A 24,937-nucleotide genomic window follows, 5' to 3' on the forward strand; every position below is an offset into this window, starting at 1 on the left:
TGAACTGCAACAGATATACAATAAATATAAAGTGGAATTTTCAGATACTTGAAGTACCACAAAACCTTTCGGTTTTTAGTGGCACTCCGTATCTGACCTCACTTTCATCCCACCCCTAAAAGGGGGTGATATCGCACCGTAGTGGGCTTTCTCGTTCGGTAAATCTGTAATTAAAGATTAAAAAGTTTGTTAGGTCGTCTGTTTTTTGATTTTGTCATCACTTTTTTAGTTTTCGTCGTCTGTTTGTTATTTTTGTCGTCACTTTTCAGGGTTTCGTCGTCTGTTTTCTACTTTTTTTCAAATAACGAAACTACTACTCCATTTCCCTCTGCTTCAACCCCGTCAAAAAGGAAAGCATCGTGTGGACGGCGGATTTTGTAGTCATCTCGCCTCTATCCTTATACGGATCAAGGCAGACCATGTCCATCGCTTTCACCTTCGGGCACCTGCCTGCAAGATAAACTGCTTCGAAAAGCTCATCATTTCGCATGCCGCCCGGTGTTGAAGCGGGTACACCGGGTCCATAACTGCTGTCGAGGACATCCATATCTACCGTGAAATAAATGGTATCGACTTTTTGGCTTAGTTGCGCTAATGCCTCGTTGATCGTGGTGTCGATTCCTTTTTTACGGGCCTGCCGCATCGTTGTATAGCTTACCCCTGCTTCATCGGCATACGCTTTTAATGAACGTGCATTGAAGAAACCGTGAAGCCCGATGTTATGGACGTCTTCTCCCTTGATGACCCTGCTTTCGATTAAATTTCGGATGGGGGTACCGTTGCTCGGCCCGTTATCCGCCAAATCGCGTAAGTCAAAGTGAGTGTCGAGCTGGAGGATGCCGATTCGCTCATCTGGGTGAACCGCCTTCCATCCCTTTACCAGCATTGCTGTAATGGAATGGTCCCCTCCCATGATAAGAGGAAACACTTCCGGGTGATGGGTGCGCATGCTGACCATGGCTTCTTTAATATTGGTGTGGCATACTTCAATATCCGTTACATGCTGGCGGACGTCACCGAGATCGACGACTTTCATTTCTAAAAGATCTTCCTCATGGTCGAGGTTGTACGTCGTGAAGTATTTCCAGGCTCTGCGCATCGCATCCGGGTTTTCACTTGCTGCCGAGGCTGAGATCGATGAACGCGACAAGGGAACGCCAAGAATCGCAGCATGATAGTTTGGCCAATCTACTTTTTCGATACTTCCGGGATCAAGCGTCTGAATCCATTCATTTACTTTCGGTTCCTCGGGTGCCGAGCTCCTGTCCCAGCTGAACGCCGGTGGCTTTAACTGGGGATACGGGTATCGTTGCACACTAATCTCCCCCCATTAACGATCAATTCACCGTTTTTAATGACACTGTGTACATGGTTCACGCCGTATTTGTATTGAAGCACCATGTAGTTCGGCACATCAAATATCGTGATATCCGCTTTTTTCCCTTTCTCAATGCTTCCAATTTCTTTTCCTCGATTCAGCGCATGGGCAGCATTGATGGTCGCTGCTGTAAGTACTTCCGCCGGAGTCATGCCCATTTTCAAGCAGCCAAGGTTCATGACAAGCGGCATGGAGACGGTTGGAGATGAACCTGGATTGCAGTCAGTAGAGAGCGCGACCGGCACACCAGCATCAATCATGTCCCGTCCGTTCGCTGACTCTGCCATCAGGAAGAATGCGGTTCCTGGCAGAAGGACCGCGATTACCCCTTTATCCGCAAGTGCCTTTATTCCTTTATTCGATGCTTTTAAAAGATGCTCAGCCGAGATGGCCCCGATCGATGCGGCAAGCTCCGCCCCTTCGTAAGGCTCGATTTCATCGGCATGGATTTTTGGGAGAAGCCCATGCTTGAGTCCCGCTTCCAGAATGCTTTTAGACTGTTCAGGTGTAAAAACACCGCGTTCACAAAAGACATCATTAAATTCAGCAAGCTTACGGCTCGCTACCTCCGGGATCATGTCCTCGATGACATAATCGACAAATCTATCCGGGTTCTCCTTGTACTCGAAAGGAACGGCGTGGGCGCCCATAAAGGTCCGGACGACATCAATCGGATGATGATCATTAAGCTTACCGGCGACTTCCAGTTGTTTAATCTCGTGTTCTAGCGACAGGCCATACCCGCTTTTTGCTTCTACTGTGGTGACACCGTGCAGCAGGAATTGGTCAAGGCGCTGTTTGCTTTCCTTAAAAAGCGTTTCATAGCTTGCTTCTCTTGTCATCGAAGTGGTGGCATGAATTCCGCCGCCGCTATTCATAATTTCCATGTATGTCGCGCCCTGGAGCCGCATTTCGAATTCCTTTTCACGGCTTCCGGCAAAGACAAGATGGGTATGTGGATCGACGAGACCCGGGATAACGAGCTTGCCTGTTGCATCGATCATTTCTGCTTCCTCCAGGCGATCTTTATAGGCTTCAGCCACTTCTTCATCTTCTCCGACAAATTGGATAAGGCCGTCTTCCAGCCAGACGCTGCCGTTTTCGATAATGTGGAGCTGCTCCATCTGCTTTCCGATTAGAGGCCTGGCGCTGCTTCCTTTCAGGGTAACCAGCTGGCTTGCATGGCGAATCCATAGTGGTTTTTTGCTCATGCTGTTTCTCCTTCCTATTATCTAATTTTGCAAAAAAGGGGAGACTATTACTGCTGTGCTCCCCCTGCTTAATGGTCTAGTTTTATTTTTTCAACGTCGGCATATGAACGCCTTTTTCTTTGGCCGTTTGAATCGCGAGGTCATACCCTGCGTCTGCATGGCGGACGATCCCCATTCCCGGATCGGTGGTGAGCACACGCTCCAGACGTTTTTCAGCTTCCTTCGTTCCATCTGCGACGATGACCATTCCCGCATGGAGCGAATAGCCCATACCGACGCCGCCGCCATGGTGGACCGACACCCAGCTTGCGCCTCCGATGCTGTTGATCAGGGCATTCAGGATTGGCCAGTCTGCCACAGCATCGCTCCCGTCCTTCATCGCTTCCGTTTCCCGATTTGGAGAAGCAACAGAGCCGGAATCCAGATGGTCGCGCCCAATGACGATGGGTGCCTTCAGATCCCCGTTGGCGACCATGTCATTAATGATTTTCCCAAACTTTGACCGCTCTCCATAACCGAGCCAGCAAATCCTCGCCGGCAGTCCCTGGAATTCGATCCGTTCCTGGGCCATCTTAATCCATTTGCACAGATGGGTATTGTGGCTGAATTCGCGCAAAATGACTTCGTCTGTTTTACGAATGTCTTCAGGGTCGCCGGATAGTGCTACCCAGCGGAACGGCCCTTTTCCTTCACAAAATTGCGGGCGAATGTAGGCAGGTACAAAGCCAGGGAAAGTAAAGGCATTTTCTACCCCTTCGTCTTTCGCGACCTGGCGGATGTTGTTTCCATAATCAAACGTAATCGCACCTTGTTCTTGCATGTTCAGCATCGCCCGGACATGCTCGGCGATGCTTGGCTTTGATTTCGCTTCGTATGTTTTAGGGTCTTTGTTCCGAAGCTCAGCTGCTTCCTCCATGCTCATGCCAATGGGAATGTAACCGTTGATCGGATCATGAGAGGATGTTTGGTCTGTGAGTACGTCTGGTATAAATCCTTTTTCAAGCATCGTGTTCAATACTTCCGGCGCGTTGCCAAGAAGCCCAATCGAGATACCTTTCTTATCACGTTTAGCTTCCAGTGCCATAAAGATCGCTTCGTCCAGGCTTTCGGTCATTACATCAAGATATTTCGTATCAAGTCGGCGCTGGATCCGGCTCTTGTCGACTTCAATGTTGATGCTGACACCGCCGTTTAATGAGATAGCAAGCGGCTGAGCGCCTCCCATTCCGCCAAGGCCGGCTGTAACTGTAATCGTCCCTGCCAGCGTGCCGTTGAAATGCTGGCGGGCGCATTCGGCGAAGGTTTCATATGTCCCCTGTACGATCCCCTGGCTGCCGATGTAAATCCAGCTTCCCGCCGTCATTTGCCCATACATCATAAGCCCTTTTCTATCAAGCTCGTGGAAGTGGTCCCAGTTGGCCCATGCCGGTACTAAATTGGAGTTCGCAATCAATACTCTTGGCGCGTCGCTGTGTGATTTGAAAACAGCGACCGGTTTGCCGGACTGAACCAGCATCGTTTCGTCATTTTCCAGGTTCTTGAGGGTTTCGACAATCGCATCAAAGGCCTCCCAGTTACGGGCGGCTTTCCCGATTCCGCCGTAGACGACAAGGTCTTCCGGCCGCTCCGCCACCTCAGGATCCAGGTTGTTGTACAACATTCTTAATGCCGCTTCCTGGATCCATCCCTTCGTGTGAAGTTCAGTCCCGGTATAGTTTTTGATTATCCTTTTTCCTGTTTGATTTACCGCCATGCTCCCACCTGCTTTACTATAGGTTTATGGTGTTCAAGATGAACTTCCTTGAACACTCATTTCTTTTCTATCTAAAGTGTAGAAAAAAAAAGCAAGTATAAACAGACGATATTCTTTTGAATTTTCCTAATTATTTTAGAATGAAATCCCTCACAGGAAGCGCTTTCACTATAAACCTATCATTATTTTAGATTTCTATACTTATTTACGATTCCGAAACAAACGGGGGGTTTCTCCGGTTTTTTCCTTAAAAATCTTGCTAAAATAATTGGCGTTCATGAATCCGGTTTTTTCGGCTATCTCCTGCACAGATAGTTTCGTAGCCAGCAAGAGCCGCTGTGCTTCTTTCACGCGGATTCCCGTCAATATCTGCCGGAAAGAGCTTCCCTGTCTTTTAGTGATCAGGGAGCTCAAATAGGCGGGACTGCGGTCGACATGATTGGCGACATCTTCAAGCCTCAGTTCCGGGTCGTGAAAACTTTCTTCCAGATACAGGATTACCTGCTCAATGATGTCAGTCCGTGCGTTTTCTTTGTGGTTTTTTGCCTGGTCAAAGACTTCGTACAAAAACAGCAGAAATTCCTGGACGATGCGGTACAGAATCGGGTTATAAAGGATCGTTTCGAACATTTGATGATAGCGTTCCTCAAGTAGGCCCGTATCAAGGTACAGGGACTTCATATACCGACGCACCTGGGCCAATATGCTCGTCAAGCGGGTCCGCAGCAACCCAGGTTCCGGGTATGGCATTTCCTTGTTAAGAAATTCCCTGTACATCCATTGCTTTAGCCTCTCACGGTCCATGTTGTTCAACATATCGATCCACTCCCGCTGTTCAGACGGCGTTAGGAACGGGTCGATCATTAACCAGTCCACCCTATCCTCAATGACCGAAAGCTGCCGGAATCCCTGGAAAAACCTGATTTCCAGCGCCTGCCTGGCATAAAGATATTTTTCATTCAGCGAAAGGGATGGATCTGCAGTATCGTATAAAACCACTGACAGCGGTTCGGAAAACTTTTCTTCCCATTCTGATAAGATTCGGTTTCCTAGGTACTTTAAATGCTCAAGCGGATGCCTGGAATCGAATTCAAAAATGCAAACGATCATATTGCTCAACGGCAGGAAAACCGGCTGGTTATGAAACGGATACTCCTGTAAAAAGGCCAGGAGCATCAATTGATTTTTCGGATTCTCCAGCTGCATCAGCATCAGCCGGTAATTGATGCCCGCCGTTTCCTGGGGCAAGAATAATGAGCGGTAAGAAACAGTGCCCGCTTCAGCTTTTGCCGGTTCCTGAATCATCGGGGTCCGGGTCAAAATCCTGTAGCAATCCGTCAACACCCGCTTGATGTGATCGGGCGATTGATGCTTCACCCAGAGATCGCACGCCTGAAGCTCGATTCCCTGCAGTGCCCGTTCAAAGGTTGCTTCCGCCGTCATGGCGATGACCCTTGGCTTATACCTTTTTGCCAATTCCCTGAAGCTGTCCCATACATCCTTGGGAATCATATCAAGTTCAATGCACATGACGTCCGGCATTTCCGCTTCGATCAAACGGAAAACATCAGAAACCGTCCCTGCAAACAATACTTTATCAAACGGAATCGCATATGAAGAAACGAGCCAGCGAATGCCGGTCCGTTCATTTTGATCCCGGTCCGCAATCAACAGCTTTATCATAGGGATGCTCCTTTCATGAATCCGGTCTCGCATAGGATAAATATTATGAAAATTCTATTTATATTTTATTGTATCGATTCGGACATTTAAACCGGAATCATGCACGATATGGCTATTTTTTGCAAAAGCGGGATACTGCCTATAGACAGGCACTGTGTTTTGGAGTGGTGTTAATCACATTTACGGAGACTTTCTTAGATGCTTTACTACCCTGGATTGAAGAAGCTGGGGCAAGGCTCCCTCACTTCAGCTCCTGCAATCCAATGTCTTTCATGAATATCATAGGCCAACTTTTAATTGATTAAACGCATATTTTATTGTCTAATTTATATAATCTAAAATAGTTTATTTCGTATGGTAATCTATGTTGAGAGCACAGCCGTAAGAATTGAACTATGTTATCACATCCGTACAACGTTATTGATACATTCATTTGTACATAGCGTTCTTTACTTATATGAAGTGAGACACTATTTATTTCTCCCCTTTTTTTATCCGGAGAGGATTCTAATTTTCTTAAGACTTTATCCATATGAGTGACATTGGTTGCACCAATAACAGGGACTATCGGCCTCTTTCTAATTGGATTTTCCAAGCTCTATGAATAGAATTGACTATTGTTAAATGAAACTTCAAAAATGTCTTTATTTCATGTAATATTTAATGTAACATAAATGTAATATTTGTAATAAAGAAACACTATAGTTTTATCAGTATCGCTATTTTGAGGAGGAGAAGCAAAAAATGAAAAAATTTGCAGTTATCATACTATCGTTCATTCTTTTCTGTACGATAAGCACAGGAGTTTCAGCACACTCTTCGGCACAGAACCTATCAAATACAAATGCGATAAAAATAGCTAATAATGCTAGCACTCATTTCTGGAATGCATTACATGGATACAAAAACACCTCTTGCACACAAAAAACATTTAATTATAAGGGGAAACAGTATTCTTACCTTTGCAAGGAATTTAATACAAAAGACAAGCTAGTTACATACTTATCAGAAAAATTTACAAATAATTCCATACAAAAAGGGTTAAACAAATATAATTATATTACGTATAATGGAAAATTGGCTCGCGCTGTTGGGGACGGGAGCAGCATGCTAACTTGGAGTAAAGCGAAAGTAAAATTGGTGTATCAAAGACCAAACGTCCGTTCATATACATTCACTGTACCCACTGTTGAAGGAGATAGTGTGAAACGCACTGTTACTTTTTACAAGTCGGGATCTAAATGGAAAGTGAACCAATTCGATGCCGTGCAATAAGTAACTCTCGCATGCCACAGGCAATGTTAAGGGCTCAATCATATGACGATTAAGTAAAATTAGAGGAAGAAGCATAGAAAAGTCCCAAAACCAATTGGGACTTTTTCTTTTATGGTTAACTTATAAAGGAAGATGTATCAAGCTGTTGACTATCCAAGTTACTTTTGGGTAAATTACTATCATACATAACTGTTTAGGATATTTTCTTAAAAAAAATATTTACGAAAAAAATCACCAAAATGGAGTATTGAAATGACCCAAACCAAATCAAATATCAAACAATTTCGCTTTGTATTTGTTCTGTACGTTTCGACGATTTTACTTTTTGCCCTGTTCTATGCTGCACCCATATCACATAATGGGGAACTTGGTTATCTCGATTCTTTATTTTTATCCACGAGTGCCCTCAGTGTGACGGGCCTCTCCTCTATTGATGTATCAAGGGATCTAACCAGGTTAGGACAAATGTTGTTAATCTTCGAAATGCAGCTCGGTGGAATAGGTATATTAGTAGTGATGAGCTATCTATTTTTAATGTTGGGGAAGCGGCTTACGATGACTAATTTGCTTTTGCTTTCTAAAGATCAGAATCAAAGTAATCTAAGAACCATCAGGTCTTTAGGGTTTTCCGTTTTAGTTATCGCACTCATTGTTGAAGCGATCTGCTTTCTTATTACACTCGTACAAATACTCCCCCGATTTGACAATAAAACGGATGCTATATTTGTTGCAGTATTCCATAGTGTCGCAAGTTTTACAAATTCCGGCTTTGATTTATTTGGTGACAGCCTAATTTCTTTTAAGGATAATAAAGTTATTTTGCTGACTACGGCATTCACCATTTTTTTAGGCAGCTTGGGCTACCCGACGATCGTGGAATACGTATTTTCTTTCAAGAAGAAGAAAAGCCTATTTTCCAAAATCAATATCAGAATGCACACCTATCTGTTAGTAGCTGGTTCCGTTGTATTTTTTGCCCTTGAATATAACGGTGCTTTTAGTGGTTATACAATCCTAAATAAACTAACAAATGCCATATTTCTATCGGCCACTGCCCGTAATGGTGGATTTACAACTTTGCCTCTTTCTTCTATCACAATGACATCTTTAATGATCCTAATGTTTTTAATGTTTGTAGGAGGAGCTTCATCCAGTGCCGGGGGAGGCATAAGACTGACCACTCTTAGAGTGTTAATTGCCAAAACGGTTTCAGTTGCCAAATCGCAGGACTACACAGTAATAAAAAAGAAAACCATTTCAAATGAGGCGATTAATAAATCTTTCTTAATTTTCTTCAGTTTTTCAATGCTGCTTTTTGTTTCTGCTGTCATCGTTTCAATGCTGGAAAAACAACCATTTGAATTCATTATCTTTGAGGTTTTATCTGCATTAACGAATACAGGGCTATCTTTGGGGATAACAGGAGAACTAGCACCTGTCTCGAAAATCGTTTTGATTTTATTGATGATCATCGGAAGAATTGGAGTCTTTAGCATGATTTATTCTGTACTACGGTTGGAAGCATCTAAAACAAGATATCTGAAAGAGGATTTAGCTGTAGGTTAAAAGGGGGACATATACTTGAAACAGTTTTTAGTTGTAGGGGCAGGAAGTTTCGGCGGCGGCATCATCAAAGAATTATATAAACAAGAATGTGAATTAGTCGTTTGTGATATAAACGAAAATTACCTTGAGGATTATGATGAGTTTTCAACATACTCCGTTGTCGGGGATATGAGAGATGATGATGTTCTAGATGAGTTTAACATCGAGGAATTTGATGCCGTATTCATTGCAATCGGAACAGACGAATACTCGGCAATACTTGTAACTAAAAAAGTGAAAGAACGCGGAGCTAAAAAAATTATCGCGAAAGCATCCAATAAAGAAGTTGGTGAAATTCTTGAAAGTGTAGGTGCAGATCGAGTGGTAAATCCAGAGGAGGAAGCCGGAGCTAAGATTGCCCGCCATGAAATGATGTCAGGAGTGGCTGAGTATTTTGAGATCACAAAAGATGTTTCTGCCATTGAGATGGCAGTTCCTGAACAAATGCTGGGTCATACTTTAAGGCAGTTGGACTTTTCCAGAAACTATGACCTTACTGTGTCTTTGGTTTTACGAAACGGAAAGCCACTGTTGACTCACTTTGCAGAAATCCCTTTTAAAGAAGGCGATCTCTTCCTTTTGATTGGGGAAAACAAAAAGATTGAAAAACTCAAAAAGAAATTCCAATAAAGAATAAAATAATAATAACAACGCTCACCTTCGCGAGTGGACCTTTTTTTCAGAAATCTGCTCTTCCATGAAAGGTCTCCCTTAGGATAATATGTCTCACGACCAATTATTACTGCAAATTTATATCATTGTTATTGATAGGAATCAAAATAAAACAAGGGTTTGAAGCAGTTATTTGGCGGAAGGCATCCTAGTCAAATAAAATAAAAAGTGATGGTCGGTCAAACTGAGAAGAGTTCCTCTCTCTTTACCTTATCAAAAAGGAGAAAATGACATATGACGGAACAAGATTCAATCAAAAGGAAGGTGCAGGAGCAATTCGGAAAACATGCACAGAAATATGTAACAAGCAGCACACATTCAAAGGGGTCTGACCTGGCCCTTCTTCCTGAGTGGCTACAGCTTCAGCCAGAATCGATCGTACTCGATATCGCCACAGGAGGCGGACATGTGGTTAAAGCTTTAGCTCCGCATGCAGCATCTGTTTTTGCTGCAGATTTAACCTACCAAATGCTTAAAACAGCCAGGCGCCATCTAGATCCATCGTATTCAAACATTCATTATGTTGTGGCAGATGCAGAATCTCTGCCGTTTTTAGAAAATACCTTTGATGCTGTCACATGTAGGATTGCCCCGCACCATTTTCCGCATCCTGACAAATTCGTAAAGGAAGCGGCGCGGGTATTAAAACCGGGAGGTAAATTCCTGCTTATTGACAATATTGCTCCCGCAGACAAGGAATTAGATGAATTCGTCAACCGACTGGAAAAACTCCGCGATGAAAGCCATATGCGCAGCTACTCGGTGAAAGAATGGTCGACATGGTTTGAGCAAGCCGGGTTGACTTTAGTGAAAGCGGAATCCCGCAAAAAAACATTTAATTACCCGGAGTGGGTCGAACGCACAACGACATCAGAGGAACAAATCAAAAAAGTCGACAAGCATCTTCTCTCTGCCAGCAAATCTATTCTTGACTATTTCTCTATTGAAATATCAGAAGACATGATTCAATCACTAACAATCGATGAATGGATGGCCCTTACAGTGAAGAAATAGAATATAGCACATTTAAAAACCGGATGCCAGCTCCTTTTCGGAACGATCATCCGGTTTTCACTTTTTCCGCTCCAACTATTCCAGGAATTTACTTTTGAAAACATTCTTGCCGTGCCCCTTTTTGCTTTTCCGGTCATTTTTTTCGATATCTTCGCTCATACCGACCGATTGTTTCCATACATAATTCCCACTTCGTTATTACAGATTTTCCGATCGTTAGTCAGCTTTTGCCCCTCTAGGAGTGGGAGTGTCAAACAGTAATAGTAGGGTTTAAGTTTGCTATTTCTTCAAGCTGGTAATCGTCGTTTCCTACTTGTTTTATTATCTCAATAAGTCTTGAGTGGTGCGTAAAGAAAATGACCTGTGTTTTCTGCGATAACTCCAGTAGTACCCGAAGCGTTTCTTTTGATCGTTCATCGTCAAAATGGATAAGGATATCGTCAACAATAAACGGAATCGGTTCGTTGTCATGAACATACTTTTCGAGGCTGGCGATGCGAAGTGCCAGGTACAGCTGGTCTGTCGCGCCGTCGCTCATCCCATCAACCCGCACCTTATCTCCATTATTACGTACGCCCATTAAAACAGGTTCATCTTTTTCATCGTAATCCACGGTAATGCCATGATAAGAATATAAAGTAAGTCTTGAAAAGATTTCGCCGGCTCTGGTTAATATTGGGCTTTGGTTATTATTCCGATAATGTTCGATGCCTTTTTGCAGCAAAAGCGCCGCCATTTTGTGCGTTACGTATTGTTCAGCGTGAAATTGCAGGCGGGACAAAATGCTTTCTTTGTCTTGTTCCGCTTTTACCGTTGCATTGCTATTTCCCTTACTTTTTTCAAAGTATTCCTTTTGTAATGCGCCATGATCTTTACTGAATGACATTCGTTTCTCATCCAGGTGTTGCAGTGTATTTTCAATCTCACTTATTTCCACAGAAATGGTATCATACTCAATACCATCACATTCTTTGATGAGTTGGTCAATGGTGAGTCCGCCACCGAGATTAAAAAGCTCTTCTTCGATTTCTTGAATTTTAGAAATAAATTCTACCTTTAAGTAAAACATAGAAATTAATTGCTCCAGCTCTTCATCTTCCTTGCAGTTTGCGAGTTCTTTTAGGTTCTCAATTGCCAGTGTTACAGCTTCAATTTCACGATGTGAGCCATTAACCGTTTCCCGCAATCCTTTTAATTGTTTATCGATTCCCTCTGCAGTACTTTGGTCTTTTTGAGCCTGTATCAGTTCTTTGTGCAATTGACTGATAGCATGATGTTCGGGAATTGAATTCAACTGGTATTTATCAATTAGACTTTCTGCTAGTTCTTTAAATTTCTGGATGCTCTCATTGACGGCCTTCAGTTCTTTTTCTTTTTCAGTCGTCTTCTCATACGCAAGTACGCATTCCTCCAACAACTGAACGATTTCCACGACCACTGTCGGCGATGAACCAGGCCATACAGGAACTTTTGTAATCGCTTGTTTCCATTGTGAAGTCCAGTTTTCAACCCTTGTAAGAATGGTTTGTTTTTCTTCTTCCTTATGGCTTACATTTTTCTCGATTTGCCGGATTTGTTGGAGCGTTTGATTTCTCTTACTCTTCTTTTCTTGTAACTCCCTAAATGATCTCACCGCATGATCAAGCAGATTGGTTAACGTTATCTCCAATGAAGGCAGCTCAAGCTTTTCAAGTGCAGCCGATAAAAGACTTTTGAGTGAAGACCGTTTCGCTTCCTTTTCCTGAATGCCCAATATGAGTTCATTGAGCCCGCCGGTGAGTTCTTTGATTTTTTCGTATTTCTGCAGCCATTCGAGCATTTCTTCCGGGGTGAGCGGCGCGATGTTTGCTGATTGCCACTGGTCGGACCATTCATTGTGTAAAAAGGATAATTCATTTGTTAGTTTCTCTCTCTTTTCTTCATGTTGAGAGATTTTCAGTTCACTAGTTTGAATGTCGCCGAGCCGCTTGTTTTTCTCGCCCACTTTTTCAGCCTGGATTCGCATGGTGTCTGAGGCAAGATCTGCCTTCTGAATTGCTTTTTCAAAAACCTGCTCCAAAGGCAAGCCATTTGTGTAGGTAATTATTTGGTTTTTATCTTCTTTGCCATGTAAGTTTGAACGGAGGATAACCCAGCCATGGTCACGGTGTTCACGCAAGTGCTTCAGTTCTTCTGCTGTTGGGATATTTTCCAACGCTTCTAACTCGCGTATTCGTTCATTATTTTCTTCTATCGATATCTGCTCCTGCAGGATGGATTCGTTCACCCGCTTCAATTCTTCCTGGAGCATGGTAAAGTCTTTCTGAAACTTCCTTACCGTTTCCACCATTGGAGGCTCTATTTGTAAAAGTGACTCTCTATTGCCAGTCCATAAAGGCAGCCGATTTATCGAATCTTTTATAGCTGCATCTTGTTTTTCAGCTTGTTTTGCTAACTTTTCTAGCTCTTCCTCGATTCTAACTTCACGCTTTACCTTTTCGATCGCTGTTTCTAAATCGATTAATTCAGGCACATCCCGTAGTATGGCCAGCTCATCTTGAAAGTTACGAAGGTCAAAAGCATAGGAGGCAATATCGTCTGTTACTGTTTTGAAAGATTGATCAAGCAACGGCTTTTGCTTCGATAATTCAAGGATCAATTGTTTTGTTTCAGCAGAAATTCGAAATGAATCAATATCTTCTATCTGGTTGAGTGAACCGTTTATTTTCTTTGCTAGGTAGAGAGCTTGCTGTTCCAGGAGATTCTTTTCCTGCTCCAGCAGAGGTTGCTTTTTCAGTTTGTTTTCATAGCTTTGCACATCTTTATATAGGGAATCGATAAGCAGCGCATGTTCAATAATAAATTCAGGAATTTGGATTTTCGCCAGTTCCATTTGTAATTCTTCGATTTGCTCCTCTGCTTTCTTCAAGTCTTTTTTCGCCACTTGCAGTGCTTGAAGATTTCCGTTGTACCTATCCCGTATATCATGCGGCAGTTCTGGAATACTGCCTACTTCTTCAAGCTTTTTCTTATATTCGCTTCTTTTTGCCGTTTTCGGCAACGTTGTCTGAACACGGAGAAGTTTCCGTTGTTTCGTTTGAAGCTCACGTATTTGTTTTTGCAAATCTTCTAGGTGCTTTTCGCCTTCACGGTAACTTTTTTCTAGATCCTTCCACTCTTTAACTCTCAGCTGGCTTTCGGTTATCTTCTTTGTTAGCTCTTTCTCTTCTTTAATCAGCTGATTAACCGGTGGATTGGATCCCCCTTTTTTATAGATATCTTTTGCTTTTGTATCTAGCTTATCTAAAACCGAACGAACCATATTTATTCCTGAAGCTGCTGAAAATAAACTCTCCCCAAGATTACCGCCGCTTTGCAGTAAGCTGTTTCCGCCTTCACGGATACGGACATGGTCAAGCGCAAACATATTTGTAAACTGCTGTTCTGAAATATGGTTTAATAACTGACGGACTTTTTGTTCATCAATTGGTTTGTCTTGAAGGTCCAATACCGTGTTCTTATTCCCTTTTCTTCTGGCAAAATGCAATTTTTCACCGGTTGACCGGCTTAGCCCGCCTTCGATTCGGAGTTGTTTATTATCATGTAAAAACGAATAAGTGGTGTTTTTCGGAAATCCATAGAGCCAGTTTGAAACAGAGTTAAGAATGGTACTTTTCCCTGCTTCATTTGGCCCATAGATCAGATGAAAGTTTTTATTGAGATCAAATGTCAAATGATAATCAGTGAAGTGGCCAAACGCCTTTAAACGGAAATAATCAAATCTCATACCGCACCCACCTCTTGCTTCGTTAAGTAATGTAAAATTAGATCCTCAACTTCCTCAAAACGTTCTTTAACAAGCATTGGGTTGTTAAAGTCCAAGCCTCTTTCTGTCTGTTTTAGTTCATGAGGCAGCGCATTGTGAAGATCTTTGAATTCCGCCAATAATGAAGCTATCGCTTCATCGTCTACTTTGATTAGTTGTAAATAATCTAAAATACTGGCCAATGGTGTATTCCGCTCTCTTAATTCATCTATATTTACGGTTTTTGCAGTCTGTATCTTTACTTTTTCGATCCAAATATCGCCTTGCCCGACTTCCAAAGATAATGAACGAATATTATTGATAAAGTGTTCTCTTTGAGTAAGCAATTCTTGATGGATCGAACACGCTCCGTAAATCCGGAATCTAACTGCCAGAAAACGGCCTTCTGCTCGTTCAAATGTTTCTTCAAGAAGTTCCCTTGCTTTTTCAACTAAATCAGAAGTGTTTTCTACACCGTTCGCATCCACTTCGCATACTTGCCACCTGACAACATCCAGGGTATGATGTTCAATCGATTGAATTTCGCTATCCCTTACATGGACAAATGTACAGCCTTTGTCCCCAGTTTCTTTTATATGTCGGCCTTGAATATTGCCAGGAAATAAAACGACCGGTTCATTCTCTGACAGCACTTCTCTTAAGTGAATATGCCCAAGCGCCCAATAATCATAGCTTTTTGCTTTTAAATCATCCAATGAACAAGGAGCGTAATGTTCATGGCCTTCCCTGCCTGTTGCCGAGGTATGTACAATCCCGATATTCAAATAGCCGTCTTTCCGGATCGGATATTGCAATACAAGGTTATCCATTACTGAACGGGAAGAGAAACCTTGGCCATGGATGGCAGTATTGAATTCCTCCAACAAAATCGTTTCCGGCTCGTTCACGGACAGTTCCTTCACATTTTCAGGCAGTTTAAGCTCTTTTGAAATTTGACTGGCGGCATCGTGGTTACCACGAATCAAAATCACTGGAATCCCTTCTTTTTGCAATCGTGTCATTTGGCTGATAAAAAATAACCCGGTATTGTAATCCTTCCAATCCCCGTCGTATAAATCACCGGCAATAATAACAAAGGCTACTTTATTCTCGATTGCCGCATCGACAAGGTTAATGAATGCTTCTCGCGTCGCATTCCGTATTTGCTCAACCGGCGCCCCTTCATATTGTTCAAGTCCCCGCAACGGACTATCCAAATGAATGTCTGCTGCATGAATAAAAGTAAAATCCACGTTGGCTTCCTCCCTTGGTTATTTTTAGGTTACTATACATTTCCGGATTAAGAGTATAAAATCCTTCATAATTTGACAGAAAAATAGTTGGCTCCTGACATCATTCATATTTTGTAGAAATATGGAGCCCGTTTAATAAGTCCAAGAGTATATTCTACTATTTTATTAAAGTTTAGCCAAACTTTGAAGTAGATTGAGTGTCAGGCATCATCCAGATTATGGAGTAATAATGGTTTTAAGCCCTTCTCTGATTGAGAAGGGCTTTTATTATAAAATGAGATACCCATAATCGCATCTGAAAATGATTAGGCATTCGTATTAATATCTGTATCCGTCGGTTTTTTACCGTTCCGTTTTGTCTTACCCAACGTCTTCACAATTGGTACAATGATAACCGCGAAAATAATGAGGCTAAGAACGAGTGAAATCGGTCTTTCAAAAAACGTGAACCAGTTGCCATTTGCAATATCAAGGGAACGGCGAAAATTTTGTTCCAAAAGCGGGCCAAGCACTAACGCCATAACAGCAGGAGCAAGCGGAAAATCGAATCGCTGCATCGCATACCCGATCAAACCGAACCCAAATAACAATAAAAGATCAAATTGGTTGTAATTAATCCCGTACACACCTAACACTGAAAATGCCAATACACCCACAAACAGTGGCACAATCGGCAGCTTCAATAACGAAGCGAATACACCCACCAATGGAAGATTCAAGATTAACAACATGACATTCCCAATGTACATGCTGGCTATGATCGCCCAGAGCAATTCGGGGTTCTGGTCAAACATTCCCGGTCCAGGCTGCATGCCGTACATCATGAAAATAAACATTAACAGTGCTGTCGTAGCCGATCCTGGAATCCCAAGTGTAAATAACGGAACTAATGCACCGCCCACACCGGCATTGTTGGCTGCTTCCGGACCGGATACACCTTCAATCGCTCCCTTTCCAAACTCTTCAGGATGTTTGGAGAGCTTCTTTTCCATCCCGTAAGACAGAAAGGATGCTAAAGATGGACCTACCCCAGGGAGGACGCCAATGATGAAACCTAATAACGAGCCTCTACCGAATGGCCCGACGGATCTTTTCCAGTCCTCACGTGTCATCCAATTAGACCCTTTAAATTCTTGCATATCCATTTTAGCGGCTTTGCCTTTTCTAGCCATATTCGAAAGGGCTTCTGGAATCGCGAATAAAGCAATCGCGACTAACACAAAATCGATACCATCCAGCAAATTCGGAACCCCGAACGAAAATCTAGGTACACTGGATTGCAAATCAATCCCTACCATCGCGATTGACAGGCCAAACAAGGTAGAGATGTAGGCTTTTAAGGCAGAGCCAGTAGTTAAACTGGAAACCATGGTCATGGCCAACACAATCATCAGAAAATACTCGGCCGAACCAAAAAAGTAAGCTGCTTTGGCTAAAATCGGTGCAAGCAACATGAGACCCAATGTGGATAATGTTCCCGCAATAAACGATCCAATCGCGGCAGCCGACAAGGCACGTCCGGCCTTTCCTTGTCTTGCCATTTCATAACCATCCAATGTTGTTACCACGGAAGCCACTTCCCCTGGTGTTTTCACAAGTATGGCTGTGGTTGATCCCCCATACATAGACCCATAATAAATCCCGATTAACATAATGAGGCCGCTCATTGGCTCCATTCCATATGACATTGGTATTAATAAAGCAATCGCGGTAATAGGCCCGATCCCGGGTAGAATTCCGGTCAATGTCCCAATCAGAACCCCGAGAAAAGCAAAGGCAAGAGTCTCCCACGATAACGCTTGGCCGAATCCTGTCATCAGATTTGAGAAAATGTCCATCTTAGCCACCTCCCAATGGACCTAGCGGCAGATAAACAGCCAGCACACGGTCAAAGATGAGATAAATGGTGACAGGGAAGGCCAAAGAATAAATCACATTTCTAATCCAGTGCCCCCGGTCCAAAAACATGGTAACACTCAGAATAAAGAGGGCTGTTGAGATCAAGTACCCCAACGGGAAGAATAATAAGACATACCCAAGTAGTAAAAGGGAAAGAACGAAAACCTTCTTGGAATCTTGTTTTTCCCCTTCTTCTTCCGATTTCTTTTCAGGCTCTTGCATGCCTTTTTGCTGGCGTTGTTCAATGATTCCCTTTCCTATAAGCATAACAGAGGTCACAATTAAGAGAATACCAATGGCTGTCGGAAAGACGGATGGGCCAATTACTGCGTTTTGTGACGATGAGGCCGGCAGCCGGAACGCCATAATGGTATAAATAAGTGCAAAAAGGAAGACCACAATTCCGGAAACGATATTCTTGTTCAAATGACCACCCCTTCCTTTCAAGATTCATAGTTAGATTGTTTGCTGGTTTACCAAATTATTTAATTTGCCCAGTTTTTTGCAGCCCTGTTTCAATCGAGTCATTGGTTTCCTTTAAGTATTTCTGGAATTCCTCATCCTTCATAAAAGTCGTTTCCCATTGGTTTTTTTCGGCGAGTTCTTTCCATGTATTCGTTTGAAGTGCTTTTTCAATGGTATCTTGCCAATACGTTACAGCTTCTTGTGGCATTTCCGGCGGTCCCATGATGCCGCGCCAGTTCCCGAAAGATACATTCACCCCTTGTTCGATAGCTGTAGGAACATCTTTCATTGCACCTTCCAGGCGTTCTTCGCTTAAGACAGCTAGAGCACGGAATTCACCCGCCTCGATTTGGGAACTGAATTCGCTGACCCCTGAAACAGCCGCTTGAAGATCGCCATTCAATAAGGCATTTGTGATTTCTCCGCCGCCTTCATACGAAACGAACTTAATATTCTTTGGATTTCCTCCTGTTTCATCCACCAATAAAGCAAATGGAAGCTGATCGTCTCCGGAAGCTCCAACAGGAATAGCCTGTCCTTTTTCTTTAACGTCAGCCAGTAAATCTTTAAGAGTTTTATACTTTGAATCTTTTGGAACTACGACTGTGTAATACTCTGTAATTAGCCTGGCAATCATTGTCGCATCTTCATAGCTGTAGTCTGAATTCCCGCGAAGGTAATTGGACATAATGGGAGTCGATGTGACACTGATTCTATCGACTTTACCCTTATTTTGCGTCACCAGCTGGGATAGAGACACTGCACCAACAGCGCCTGGCTCATTAAGGACAGGAACTGGGAACTCAACCAGTTTTTCTTTCGTAAAGGTTTCAACTAGGGCACGAGCCGTTAGATCCCATCCGCTTCCTGGTGATGCAGGAGCCACTATGTTGACCGGCTTTCCATTCGCATATACCTCTTTTTCTCCACCAGCCTTTGTCGGTCCGTCCGTTGAACTAGAACTGCAGCCTGCCAATGCAACAACAAAGGTTAAACAAACGATGAACATCATGAACGCTTTCTTTTTCACATTTTTCAAAACAATTCCCCCTCTAAAATTTTTATATAAAGTTATTTGGAAAACAAAAAGTAATAGCCGTATTATAAGATCTGTATAATTGCAACTTGAAGTGAATCAACTTGTCCTCAAAGTTCTTATTTACCAATCTTTTTTTGAGCTGTTGGAGCAACTTGAAGTTGGTCAGCAGGCCCCGCGCGATAAATGGCGCTTTCCAGGGTATGCCCCACCAATGTCTCAACAATCTTCGAGATATCAAGCAGGCGGTTCAAATCAACTCCATTTGGAATATTCATTAGGTCGAGCATGTGAACAAGATCCTCCGTGGATACGTTGCCAGTTGCTCCAGGGGCATACGGACAACCGCCAAGACCGCCCATTGAGGCATCAAAGGAACGTACACCTGCATCAATGCCAGCCAGGACATTGGCAATGGCCATTCCGCGAGTATTGTGCAGATGAAGACTGAATTCTACGTCCGGGAACTGGTTAATCAGCCTATTCATTGTTGTATAAATCAGCTTAGGGTCAGCGACGCCAATTGTATCGGCAATACTGATCGATCGGATACCCATAGAATAATAGGCTTCCGCAACATAAGCCACCCTGCTGAATGGCACCTTCCCTTCAAACGGACAGCCCAGCGCAGTTGCCATGCCCCCTTGAACAGTTACGTTCTGTTCATTTGCAAGCTTGACGACCTTTTCATGTTCTTTAAGACTTTCATCAACCTTTTTATTCGCGTTGGCTAGACTATGGGATTCTGTTACCGAATGCATCAACTCCCATTCATCTGCTTTCATCGGTACAGCACGTTCAGCGCCACGCTCATTGGGCACTAACACACTGTAGGAAACACCTGGATGGCGCTCAATGCTTCTCATTACCTCTTCTGCGTCTGCCAATTGCGGAACCGCCTTTGGGTGAACAACAGATGTAACCTGGATACCGTTGACACCCGTTTTAGACAGTGCGTTTATGAGTTTAATTTTTTCCGCTGTCGGTATCCATTCTTTCTCCATCTGAAGGCCGTCCCGCGGACCGACCTCTTTCACATTGATAAAATCGTTACATTCCCAAATCAAATGATTCCCTCCCTTTGTAAATCTTGAATTTCTTCAGGTGAAAAACCAAGTTGCGTATACACTTCCAGATTGTGTTCCCCCAGTTTCGAGCCAGTATTTTTCACAGAACCAGGGGTCTTTGTGAATCTTGGTACAACACCTGGAAGCTTTATTTTTCCAAATGAAGCATGTTCAACTTCTACAATCGAGTCACGAGCTTGATATTGCGGATCCTGGAAAATATCTTCTATGGAATAAATAGGAGAGATGGGTACGCCATGATTGTCACAAAGCACTTGAATCTCTGAAGCGGAATATTGCTTGATCCAATCTGCCACCACGTTCATTAATTCATCCCGCCTTGTTTCACGCTCTTTGTTGGTAGAATAGCGCGTGTCGGTTATCATGTCTCCCCTCCCCATTAATTCTGCTAAGCGGTAAAAGGTCCGGTCCGTACTCGCTGTAAGCACCATCCATTTGCGGTCTGCTGTTTGGAAGGTTCCCACCGGCACCGATGCACTGTTATCATTGCCTTTTCTCTCCATCACAGATCCGAGTATGTCGTAAGAAGCCACCATGTTCTCTAACATACGGAACATCGACTCATAAAGAGACACATCCGCTTCTTGGCCTTCCCCTCCTAATGCGTCACGATGGTACAATGCCACAACCGCGCCGATCGTTGCGAATAACCCCGTTACATAATCTACAAGTGATATCGGTGGTGATAAAGGCGGCCTGTCTCTGTCACCATTGATGTATGTATAACCGCTAAAGGCTGTGGCTGAAGTTCCAAATCCTGCTTTTTCACGGCGGGGGCCGGTTTGGCCATAACCACTAACGCTGACAACAATAATATTCGGATTGGCTTCTCTTATCCGTTCGATTGGAATTCCCCATTTTTCAAGTGTCCCAGGACGGAAATTTTCGAATAATACATCGTGATCCGCTAATAACCGAAGAAACACCTCCTGACCCTTCTCTTTCCTGAGGTCAAGTGTAACCGTTTTTTTATTACGTGAAATTGTGGCCCATGGAATCGACTCATCATGCCACATCGGTTGGAAGCCGCGTACAGGATCTCCTCTTCCCGGAACTTCCACTTTAAGTACATCTGCTCCGTAATCCCCTAATATGGCTGCTGCGAAAGGGGCTGCATAAACGGTTGCAATGTCAAGAACCTTTAACCCCTTGAGCGGTCCTGCCATCCAATCACCTCCACAAAAAAAGTTCATGAGTCTCTCCTGCTACATTTTGATTCTGACATTTAAAAGGCAAAACGCTTTCATTTTTAACAATTGAAATTCACACTGTACTGATTCAAACCACTTAAAATATTCTGCAAGTCCTCCTGGATGTGCTTTTTCATTAATTCCTCTGCACTGTCAGGATCTTGCCCATTAATCGCTTCAAGAATCGCATCGTGTTCATCAAAACCCCTTGTTCGAAAACCAAAAGAACTCGTAATGATTCGATAGCGAAGGATTTCGGTACGAACGTGTTCCACCATTTGAATTAGCGCCGGATTTCGGCTCAACTTTACAATCGTTTCATGGAATAAAGTGTTTTTTTCAACCACTTGTTCTATATTTCCTGCTTGAAAATACTGTCTCGAGAGAATGATATACTCACTCAATTGATAGTAGTCTTCTTGTCGTATATGAAGTGCAGCTTTTTTTGCTGCAAGACCTTCCAATACTGAGCGGCACTCATAGATACTGGTAATTGTTTCGTCATTTAATTCGGTAACCTTAGCGCCAATAGATGGTTCAAAGGTTACAAGACGTTCCTTCTCTAATTTCCTTAAAGCTTCGCGCACAGGAGTTCGGCTTGTATCGAACATTTCAGCCAGCCTCACTTCCCGCAACCGTTCATTCGGTGACAACACTCCCTTCACAATGGCTTCCTTTATCGATACATACACTTGCTCATACAAATTGGATTTCTTATCGTTCTTCATCGCTTCACCCATCTAACTTCAACATTGTATTCAATAATTAATATTGTATACAATTTATATCATAACACTTTTAATATTCATTTCAATCAGAAAATTTCGATAAGTATTGCTATAAACTTTCATCTCACCGTGAAAAAATGGATAACTAAATATTAATAAATGTTTTTCTAAGGATTACTGGATAGATGCAATCTGCTTTTTACCTAGAAAATATAATGAAAATGATTTTAAAGAAGGATAATTCAAATCTTAAAGGAATATATATTGTATTCGCCTACATTAATGATGAGGAGGTAATAGGCATGACCGGTAAAGAAAGTATGGCTGAAGGGATAGGTGATACTAATTGATTAAAAATAACTATTATACTCAGGAATTTCATGGCCCATATGAACTCTATAATTTAGGAGACTTTTCTTTAGAAGACGGGGAAAACATCCCTGATTGTAAGCTCGCTTATGCTACTTTTGGAGAGCTTAATGACGCAAAAGATAATGCGATTCTCATTCCCACATGGTTTTCAGGAACCAGTAAAGCCTATGAACCCTATATCGGAAGCGGAAGAGCCCTTGACCCGGAAAAATATTTTATTGTGATTGTGAACCAAATCGGAAATGGGTTATCAAGTTCACCTCATAACACTCCTGCACCCTTTGGCATGGCTCATTTCCCAAACGTTAGAATCGGCGATGATGTTCGTGCCCAACATAAATTCATTACTGAAAAATATGGCATCCAGGAACTGGCTCTCGTAGTCGGCGGTTCAATGGGAGCCCAGCAAACGTATGAATGGGCTGTCCGCTATCCTGATATGGTCAAGCGGGCTGCACCGATTGCCGGTACTGCCAAAAATACCTCACACGACTTTCTGTTTACTGAGACACTAAACGAAGCGATCACCTCTGATCCGAATTGGAATGGCGGAAATTATCAATCTTGTCGGGAAGTTGCAGATGGGTTGAAAAGACATGCAAAAATATGGTCTGTTATGGGATTGAGCACTGAATTTTACAAAAAGGAAGGATGGCGGCTATTTGGAGTAGCTTCATTAGATGAATTTATAGCTGGATTCCTTGAACCGCTTTTTATAGAGATGGATCCGAATGCACTTCTTAGCATGGGCTGGAAATGGCAACGGGGTGATGTGAGCAGGAATACGAACGGAAATCTACAGGAAGCACTTGGCCAAATCAAGGCAAAAGTCTATGTCATGCCGATCGATGAAGATATGTTCTTTCCACCGAGGGATTGCGAAGAAGAACAAAAAATGATCCCGAATAGCGAGCTTAAAGTAATCCGGAGTATCTGCGGTCACTTTGCCCTATTCGCTGCTGAAGGAAAAGAGTACACGGACCAGATTGACAAACATCTTAGCGAACTATTAGCTGAGCCTGTTTTGGAAGCAATCAAGTAACCTCCTTCGATTTTTAATATTTTGTTTAGCAAAAGAGCTGGCCGAAAACCAGCTCTTTTATGAATGCCTCTTTTGAAACCCTCGATTAGAAAACATTTTTATCATACTTTTGTTGCCTGCATTTTTGCATGGACAATCTTTTATTTCCTAACTGTATGTAAACTATACCGGTGCCCTTCATAAGTAATAAAGAAGGTAACTGAATAAGGCCTGCAACTATTTCTATTTTACAGATAGAGACATAGAGACACCGATATTTTTAATTAACAAGCTTGATTCCAGTAATTAAAATGATTGTGGCGATAATCGCCTGAAGCGGTTTTGGTGATACCTTAACCGATAATCTGCTGCCCAATAGCACACCCGGGATAGAACCTATCAGTAAATTGCCTGCCAAGATATAATCTACATTTCCAAAGCTGGCATTTAATATACCTGCAACAGTCACTAACAAAAATGCATGGGCTATGTCGGTTCCTACTAACTCGGAAGATTTCATGTTGTATAAATAGATCATCGCAATCGCAAATAAGGATCCAGAACCAATTGAAGTCAAGCCAACTATAAAACCAAAGAGTACACCAATTAGGATCGTTAATGTTTTCTTTTTTTCAAGAGGTTGATTCTGCCAACGATTAGGACCCATCTTCTTATCGAAAAAGACACGCAGGATAATCGAAATGGCTACTAATGTCAGCACATATCCGAGAGCATGCTTAATAATGTTTTCTTGATGTTGTTGGAATGAAGGAAATAGATGCAGAGTGCCGATTGCAATGATTGCACTTGGAACACTCCCTAAAGCTAAATATTTTACCAGTTTCACATTAATCGTCTTTTGCCGCCAGTGCTGGGCAACCCCGAATAATTTGGTAATCGAGTTATAAACCAGATCGGTTCCTACCGCAATTGAAGGATTGATCCCAAATGTTATTAATAAAGGAGTCAAAAGGGCTGCCCCGCCTACTCCTGTTAAGCCGACCAAAGTTCCTACCACAAAACCCAAAACTGTAATACCGACCGTCATCCTGCTGCCTCCCACTTAATTCCGAGTTTACTTATGCGATTATATAACAATGTAAAGCAATAGTAAATAATATTCCGAATATTGTTTGGAGAGACTTTTTGATCTTACGCTTGGATCTATTGAATGGGTTTCAAAATACTGAGTCCGTTCCTCAAAAGTTTTGCCTGCAAGGTTCGCATAATGTGCTTGATAATCAGTTACTTTCGCATACTCCACCGTCCGCAGTGGATTCTTAAAGCCTGGATACTATCTGAATACAGTTGTGCCGCTTGGCTAAGGAATTCTTCCATCGGTTTTTATATTCTTCATATACTTCCTTTGATATTTTCATAGAGTCACAAAATTCCCAACCAATTGATTATTCTAAAATAATTTTTGTTATCGCTTTTCTTCAAAAAAATTTGCAATTTCCTATAAAAATCACATAATTACATTTACTTTTCAAAACCATCTTCGGTATTA

Annotated in this window: 19 protein-coding genes; 6 read left to right on the forward strand and 13 right to left on the reverse strand. The window is 42.6% G+C overall.

Annotated features, from left to right (window positions below):
* Positions 1–313: 313 nt before the first annotated feature.
* The 4 genes from ELQ35_RS12870 to ELQ35_RS12885 form a co-directional block, all read right to left on the reverse strand.
* Entirely contained in the window at positions 314–1,315 is a 1,002-nt protein-coding gene (locus ELQ35_RS12870; RefSeq protein ID WP_126865237.1) for an agmatinase family protein, read from the reverse strand.
* A complete protein-coding gene (gene hutI / locus ELQ35_RS12875) occupies positions 1,288–2,589 on the reverse strand; it encodes an imidazolonepropionase (protein WP_126865238.1) in 1,302 nt (433 codons plus the stop codon). Before hutI ends, ELQ35_RS12870 begins: the two co-directional genes overlap by 28 nt.
* Before the next feature lie 82 nt (positions 2,590–2,671).
* Positions 2,672–4,342, reverse strand: coding sequence for a urocanate hydratase (hutU, locus tag ELQ35_RS12880; RefSeq protein ID WP_126865239.1), 1,671 nt, complete (start codon positions 4,340–4,342; stop codon positions 2,672–2,674).
* A 201-nt stretch (positions 4,343–4,543) separates the two neighbouring features.
* The gene (locus tag ELQ35_RS12885) at positions 4,544–6,025 is read right to left on the reverse strand and encodes a helix-turn-helix domain-containing protein (RefSeq protein WP_126865240.1); all 1,482 of its coding nucleotides are present in this window, start codon (positions 6,023–6,025) and stop codon (positions 4,544–4,546) included.
* Positions 6,026–6,769: 744 nt separating this feature from the next.
* On the opposite strand from ELQ35_RS12885, the gene ELQ35_RS12890 reads away from it, so the two are divergent.
* The 4 genes from ELQ35_RS12890 to ELQ35_RS12905 all read left to right on the forward strand — a co-directional run bounded on the left by ELQ35_RS12890 (position 6,770) and on the right by ELQ35_RS12905 (position 10,591).
* The gene (locus ELQ35_RS12890; RefSeq protein WP_126865241.1) at positions 6,770–7,300 is read left to right on the forward strand and encodes an IseA DL-endopeptidase inhibitor family protein; all 531 of its coding nucleotides are present in this window, start codon (positions 6,770–6,772) and stop codon (positions 7,298–7,300) included.
* Between the two features lie 252 nt (positions 7,301–7,552).
* Positions 7,553–8,866, forward strand: a complete 1,314-nt coding sequence (locus ELQ35_RS12895) for a TrkH family potassium uptake protein (RefSeq protein WP_126865242.1) — start codon at positions 7,553–7,555, stop codon at positions 8,864–8,866.
* Positions 8,867–8,881: 15 nt separating this feature from the next.
* On the forward strand, positions 8,882–9,535 hold the full coding sequence (locus ELQ35_RS12900) for a potassium channel family protein (RefSeq protein ID WP_126865243.1): 654 nt from the start codon (positions 8,882–8,884) through the stop codon (positions 9,533–9,535).
* A gap of 276 nt (positions 9,536–9,811) precedes the next feature.
* Complete coding sequence (locus ELQ35_RS12905; RefSeq protein ID WP_126865244.1) at positions 9,812–10,591, forward strand: class I SAM-dependent methyltransferase; 780 nt, start codon at positions 9,812–9,814, stop codon at positions 10,589–10,591.
* 250 nt (positions 10,592–10,841) lie between these two features.
* Here the strand turns inward: ELQ35_RS12905 and ELQ35_RS12910 are convergent, their stop codons facing one another.
* From ELQ35_RS12910 to ELQ35_RS12945, 8 genes are all read right to left on the reverse strand, one after another.
* Positions 10,842–14,357 carry a YhaN family protein gene (locus tag ELQ35_RS12910; RefSeq protein WP_126865245.1) on the reverse strand — a complete coding sequence of 1,172 codons (3,516 nt, stop codon included), beginning with the start codon at positions 14,355–14,357 and terminating at the stop codon, positions 10,842–10,844.
* Positions 14,354–15,628, reverse strand: coding sequence for a metallophosphoesterase family protein (locus ELQ35_RS12915; protein ID WP_126865246.1), 1,275 nt, complete (start codon positions 15,626–15,628; stop codon positions 14,354–14,356). The genes ELQ35_RS12910 and ELQ35_RS12915 overlap by 4 nt, the downstream gene beginning before the upstream one ends.
* Before the next feature lie 305 nt (positions 15,629–15,933).
* Positions 15,934–17,466: a tripartite tricarboxylate transporter permease gene (locus ELQ35_RS12920; RefSeq protein WP_126865247.1), complete on the reverse strand. Its 1,533-nt coding sequence runs from the start codon at positions 17,464–17,466 to the stop codon at positions 15,934–15,936.
* A gap of 1 nt (position 17,467) precedes the next feature.
* Positions 17,468–17,953, reverse strand: a complete 486-nt coding sequence (locus ELQ35_RS12925) for a tripartite tricarboxylate transporter TctB family protein (RefSeq protein ID WP_126865248.1) — start codon at positions 17,951–17,953, stop codon at positions 17,468–17,470.
* 55 nt (positions 17,954–18,008) lie between these two features.
* Positions 18,009–19,022 carry a tripartite tricarboxylate transporter substrate binding protein gene (locus tag ELQ35_RS12930; RefSeq protein WP_246026074.1) on the reverse strand — a complete coding sequence of 338 codons (1,014 nt, stop codon included), beginning with the start codon at positions 19,020–19,022 and terminating at the stop codon, positions 18,009–18,011.
* Positions 19,023–19,147: 125 nt separating this feature from the next.
* Positions 19,148–20,095: a hydroxymethylglutaryl-CoA lyase gene (locus ELQ35_RS12935; RefSeq protein ID WP_126865250.1), complete on the reverse strand. Its 948-nt coding sequence runs from the start codon at positions 20,093–20,095 to the stop codon at positions 19,148–19,150.
* Positions 20,092–21,309, reverse strand: coding sequence for a CaiB/BaiF CoA transferase family protein (locus ELQ35_RS12940; protein ID WP_246026067.1), 1,218 nt, complete (start codon positions 21,307–21,309; stop codon positions 20,092–20,094). Before ELQ35_RS12940 ends, ELQ35_RS12935 begins: the two co-directional genes overlap by 4 nt.
* A gap of 56 nt (positions 21,310–21,365) precedes the next feature.
* On the reverse strand, positions 21,366–22,034 hold the full coding sequence (locus ELQ35_RS12945) for a GntR family transcriptional regulator (RefSeq protein ID WP_185861760.1): 669 nt from the start codon (positions 22,032–22,034) through the stop codon (positions 21,366–21,368).
* Between the two features lie 185 nt (positions 22,035–22,219).
* Here ELQ35_RS12945 and ELQ35_RS22625 point away from each other — a divergent pair, with 185 nt between their 5' ends.
* Both ELQ35_RS22625 and ELQ35_RS12950 read left to right on the forward strand, forming a co-directional pair.
* Positions 22,220–22,384 (forward strand): hypothetical protein, encoded by a 165-nt coding sequence (locus tag ELQ35_RS22625; RefSeq protein WP_185861761.1) that lies wholly within the window; start codon positions 22,220–22,222, stop codon positions 22,382–22,384.
* On the forward strand, positions 22,381–23,448 hold the full coding sequence (locus ELQ35_RS12950) for an alpha/beta fold hydrolase (protein ID WP_126865252.1): 1,068 nt from the start codon (positions 22,381–22,383) through the stop codon (positions 23,446–23,448). The genes ELQ35_RS22625 and ELQ35_RS12950 overlap by 4 nt, the downstream gene beginning before the upstream one ends.
* 259 nt (positions 23,449–23,707) lie before the next feature.
* Here the strand turns inward: ELQ35_RS12950 and ELQ35_RS12955 are convergent, their stop codons facing one another.
* Positions 23,708–24,475: a sulfite exporter TauE/SafE family protein gene (locus ELQ35_RS12955; RefSeq protein ID WP_126865253.1), complete on the reverse strand. Its 768-nt coding sequence runs from the start codon at positions 24,473–24,475 to the stop codon at positions 23,708–23,710.
* Between the last annotated feature and the right edge of the window lie 462 nt (positions 24,476–24,937).

This window comes from Peribacillus cavernae, from assembly GCF_003989135.1.
In the GTDB taxonomy this organism is placed as follows: Bacteria; Bacillota; Bacilli; order Bacillales; family DSM-1321; genus Peribacillus; species Peribacillus cavernae.

What these genes read in the sequence shown, in the direction of transcription:
- ELQ35_RS12945 (WP_185861760.1), bottom strand. Translation starts at nt 22,034, where the DNA reads ATGAAGAACGATAAGAAATCCAATTTGTATGAGCAAGTGTATGTATCG.
- ELQ35_RS12895 (WP_126865242.1), top strand. Translation starts at nt 7,553, where the DNA reads ATGACCCAAACCAAATCAAATATCAAACAATTTCGCTTTGTATTTGTT.
- hutI (WP_126865238.1), bottom strand. Translation starts at nt 2,589, where the DNA reads ATGAGCAAAAAACCACTATGGATTCGCCATGCAAGCCAGCTGGTTACC.
- ELQ35_RS12885 (WP_126865240.1), bottom strand. Translation starts at nt 6,025, where the DNA reads ATGATAAAGCTGTTGATTGCGGACCGGGATCAAAATGAACGGACCGGC.
- ELQ35_RS12890 (WP_126865241.1), top strand. Translation starts at nt 6,770, where the DNA reads ATGAAAAAATTTGCAGTTATCATACTATCGTTCATTCTTTTCTGTACG.
- ELQ35_RS12905 (WP_126865244.1), top strand. Translation starts at nt 9,812, where the DNA reads ATGACGGAACAAGATTCAATCAAAAGGAAGGTGCAGGAGCAATTCGGA.
- ELQ35_RS12910 (WP_126865245.1), bottom strand. Translation starts at nt 14,357, where the DNA reads ATGAGATTTGATTATTTCCGTTTAAAGGCGTTTGGCCACTTCACTGAT.
- ELQ35_RS12955 (WP_126865253.1), bottom strand. Translation starts at nt 24,475, where the DNA reads ATGACGGTCGGTATTACAGTTTTGGGTTTTGTGGTAGGAACTTTGGTC.
- ELQ35_RS12940 (WP_246026067.1), bottom strand. Translation starts at nt 21,309, where the DNA reads ATGAACTTTTTTTGTGGAGGTGATTGGATGGCAGGACCGCTCAAGGGG.
- hutU (WP_126865239.1), bottom strand. Translation starts at nt 4,342, where the DNA reads ATGGCGGTAAATCAAACAGGAAAAAGGATAATCAAAAACTATACCGGG.
- ELQ35_RS22625 (WP_185861761.1), top strand. Translation starts at nt 22,220, where the DNA reads ATGCAATCTGCTTTTTACCTAGAAAATATAATGAAAATGATTTTAAAG.
- ELQ35_RS12920 (WP_126865247.1), bottom strand. Translation starts at nt 17,466, where the DNA reads ATGGACATTTTCTCAAATCTGATGACAGGATTCGGCCAAGCGTTATCG.